General features: G+C 56.7%; 3 protein-coding genes. 1 reads left to right on the forward strand and 2 read right to left on the reverse strand.

Annotated features, from left to right (window positions below; all coding sequences use genetic code 11):
• Positions 1–366: FAD-binding protein (locus Q8P46_06640; protein MDP2619840.1), on the forward strand; the 366-nt coding region annotated here is incomplete at its 5' end.
• Positions 367–1,399: 1,033 nt separating this feature from the next.
• On the opposite strand, the gene Q8P46_06645 is transcribed toward Q8P46_06640, so the two are convergent.
• Both Q8P46_06645 and Q8P46_06650 read right to left on the reverse strand, forming a co-directional pair.
• Positions 1,400–1,567 (reverse strand): hypothetical protein, encoded by a 168-nt coding sequence (locus Q8P46_06645; protein ID MDP2619841.1) that lies wholly within the window; start codon positions 1,565–1,567, stop codon positions 1,400–1,402.
• Between the two features lie 21 nt (positions 1,568–1,588).
• Positions 1,589–2,773 carry a hypothetical protein gene (locus Q8P46_06650; protein MDP2619842.1) on the reverse strand — a complete coding sequence of 395 codons (1,185 nt, stop codon included), beginning with the start codon at positions 2,771–2,773 and terminating at the stop codon, positions 1,589–1,591.
• Positions 2,774–2,860: the final 87 nt, after the last annotated feature.

Here is a 2,860-nt window from a genome sequence, read left to right on the forward strand (position 1 = left end):
GCTGGGCAGATTGACGTAAATCCGAAAGTGCTGAAGGCATCCGTCGAGCACTGGAACTCACTGTGCAACGAGGGGCGGGATACCGATCACAAACGGCCGCCCAAAACCATGATGCCCATCGCCGCGCCGCCCTTCTACGTCGTCGAAGCCTGGCCCATCGTGAATAACACCCAGGGCGGCCCGGAGCACGACGTGAAACAGCGCGTCCTCGACCCGATGAAAAAACCGATCCCGCGCCTCTACGTCGCCGGCGAGATCAGCTCCATCTACGGGCATCTGTATTTAGAGGCGGGCAATATCACGGAGTGCTTCGTCGCCGGGAAAATTGCCGGAACCAACGCGGCGCATGAAATGGCTTGGGATTAACGTCTTGGGTGAGAGGCGCGGTCCGCCGCGTCGGTCTCAAGCCAATGGTTCGGCACGTCTCAGTCCTCAACCGAAAGCGCTATTCGAAGTGCCCGAGCCAGCTCTCTGATTTTCGCAAGCCTCAGGTCGGCCACATAGTCGGTCAGCACAGATTTGGGTAGACTCACGAGTTCGTCACAGTGGATTGCGCTCTCATGCTTCAAACCTTCTTCGGTCCCCACCGGTACCTGCGTAGACAAGGCATCGTAACGCGAATACACGGGAGCACAGATGACGGTCGAGAACTTGGACTCTATCACGACCTGGCGGCTGACGACGACGAAAACTCGAGCACGCTTCGGATCTCGGCTGGAAGGGTGGCGAACTCGATAAAGGTCGCCGCGCTTCAAACGGGCACCTGAAAGCTGAGGACGTCACGCGCCTCCCGATTCAGCCTGCGCGCAATTCGGTTGAGGATTCTCAGGTCCTCCGCTGACTCATTGCCGGCCTTTGCTGGTCGCTCAACAGCCGCGACTCCCCGGGTGCTCCGTTTGCTGCGGCGACCCCGCGGTCGTGCAGGGCTCGTTTCTTTCAAATAAACATTCGTTACGGAACCGCTCTTTGATCGCATGTCGCCTCCTTAGAACCTGCCCTTGAGGATGTCAACCTTGCCGTGCCGAACCATTGGGTGAGCTGATTGCGTATATTGGACTTCCAAAAATCACCACTGGGGAATTTAATCCTTCAATCAATAACTTGTCAATGAATTCCTTTTCACTCGTATATCCAATATAGCTGATCAGTATAGCACCAATATACCTGACATAACGGTGGGGCCAATTCAGAGGGCGTCGGTCGGGCTGCGTACCTGTGTCGCCGCTTGATTCTATGTCCAAGCGCTCACAAGAGACTCGCCGGCGAGATCAGCTCGATCTACGGTCATCTATATCTGGAAGCGGGCAACATCACGGAATGCTTCGTCGCCGGCAAAATCGCCGGCCAGAACGCGGCGCAGGAAATGGCTTGGGATTAACCCCGGCCATCAGCGGCGCGTTTACGCGTCCGCCTGAATGGCCTTGTTATGCGGCGCCACTTCGATCACCCGAATGTTCACTTTCGGCCAGAAGCGGACCAACGCGCCGGCGCGCAAAGCGGATTTATAGAGCACGGTCAGACCCTTGTCCGCTTCCGACCAGCCGTACACGTTGACGACATCCGCCAATCTGGCAGCACCGCTCTTCGCTTAAAGTATCCACACAAAAGGTAAGGCGTGAAAACTCTCGTCGAACGGGAAGCGCTGGCTCCAGTTTGCAAATTCAGATGCGAGGAGTCTTGTATGACCGGACAAAGGAACTAGGCTGCTCCTCGACTTGGACCCCCGAAGCCTGCGTCGGCGCGCAAGCCGCTGCCGTGCTGTCGCCTGGTGCGGGCCGAAACGCCCATCGATTTCAGCTAGAGTCTCTCGCGCACCATACGCGTCGATTTCGATCATCGCCTCGAAGAGGGCGACGCCAGACTGACGTGACGTTCCCCCAAGCCGATGAAGCGTAAGTGCAAGATCCGTTAGTTGCGGTGCAGCAGTGGCGATTCCTGTTCGCATGTCGCCAAGTTCGCGACGCCAAGCAGCTACGAGCTTCTCCGCAATGGTAGCAACAAGCTCCTTCTCGTGCGGGAGTAGCGCCTGAAGACGCTCCACCACGAAATCAGATGGCGCGGCCGACGTATCCGTGCTGGGGTCTGCCAACGCGCGTAACAATTCGGCCGTTAGCGCGTCGGGTGCGAATTCGTCGGTAACCCTGAAGACGTCCATCACCACAGCGACCAGGTCCTTGTTCGCCCCTTGTAGCAAAGCCAGCAGCGTCTCAAAGGCAATCGGCCGTAGCTTCTCATCCGACCACAGATTCACAGCGGCATGCGCCAAGCCGATCTTTATCTCGTCAGTGCCGGACGCGATGATCTCGTCCCGAGCCCATACCCAGTTATCATTCGCCTTCACTGTAGCGACCAAGCCAACAAGTTCGCCGTACGCCTGTTGCAGAAACGTTCGGTCCGACTTGCGCCAATCGCTGATGAGCTCGAACACAAGCTGCTCATCCCAGCGCTGCGCGTAGGCAAGAAAGATGACCCCTTCTCCGGTAGCGAGGATTTCAGGGAAGCGATCAAACAATTTACGGATGAAGTTCGACACTACTTGCGGTGTCGAGCCGCCAGCGTTGCTGAGCCTCAAGAGGAGCGCCTTCCAAATGTTCGGATTGCGCTCACGTGAGAAGTGATCTTCGAGAATTGCAATATAGCGATCGCGACCTGCATCCCCCCTGTTTAGAAGGATCGAGGCGAGTGCCGAGAGTATGGTGAGATTACCGCTTGGAAGGACCGAGATGCCGCCATAACCCCAATGGAAAATTGGGGTCAGAGAACTTTTTCGCATCGGTTGAAATATCTGCCGGCTAGTTCAATTTGTCAACGCTAAATTTTCCGTAAGAAGCCGACCGGGACGGCAGGTTATCTCACAACG

The sequence above is a fragment of the Hyphomicrobiales bacterium genome (assembly GCA_030688605.1).
GTDB lineage: Bacteria > Pseudomonadota > Alphaproteobacteria > Rhizobiales > NORP267 > JAUYJB01.

Coding starts and splice junctions, on each gene's coding strand:
- Q8P46_06650 (MDP2619842.1), bottom strand. CDS start 2,773: ATGCGAAAAAGTTCTCTGACCCCAATTTTCCATTGGGGTTATGGCGGC.